This is a genomic window from Chryseobacterium sp. MIQD13 (genome assembly GCF_050496705.1).
Taxonomy (GTDB): domain Bacteria; phylum Bacteroidota; class Bacteroidia; order Flavobacteriales; family Weeksellaceae; genus Chryseobacterium.
This window is the reverse complement of sequence record NZ_JBNWAF010000014.1, coordinates 1-586: the sequence shown is the minus strand read 5'-3', so window position 1 is coordinate 586 and position 586 is coordinate 1. Positions and strand designations below refer to the sequence as shown.

Below are 586 nucleotides of genomic sequence, written 5' to 3'. Positions count from 1 at the left end.
TACCTGAACTTGTTAAAACAGGCTGCAAACCCGCATTACTTTGGGTAAGGTGATAATTATTACCTGATTTATCAGACCATAATGAAGATGTGAAACCGTCGTCAGCTTTTACCCATAATCCTAAGTCTGCAGTTACCCCTCCAGGTGCCTGAGCATAACCTGCCAGCGTAAAATAATCTCCATCGTTAAGGGTTACAGTAGCAGTATTGTATTCCACTCCATTTACTGTAACAGTATTTGTCATCGGAATAAATTCATCTGATGTATCAAATGAAGCATCTGTGGAACGTACCAGATGTAAATTTGAGATTCCTTTAGGCCATGCTACAATTACATTTCCTGTATTTCCTGTATTCTGAACTTTCCATATTGAAGAAAACCTGTAGTTTATTTCTCCTCCAGGAGCTGAAGGATATGGTAAAGAAACGGCCAATGCCTGCTTCAACCCATTATCTCCGACGATAAGAAACTGTCCGTTAGTAAGCGTGTTTGTATTGGCTGCATTGGTATTGAATAATGAATTACCCGCTCCCAGAATCAGTTTCTGATCAGGATTAACACTTCTTGACTGTTTCTGATACAATGA

At 39.4% G+C, this 586-nt stretch carries 1 pseudogene; it reads right to left on the bottom strand.

What is annotated here, in order from left to right:
- Nucleotides 1-586 (bottom strand): annotated as a pseudogene (locus ACQWU4_RS19575) (hypothetical protein); the annotation flags it as partial.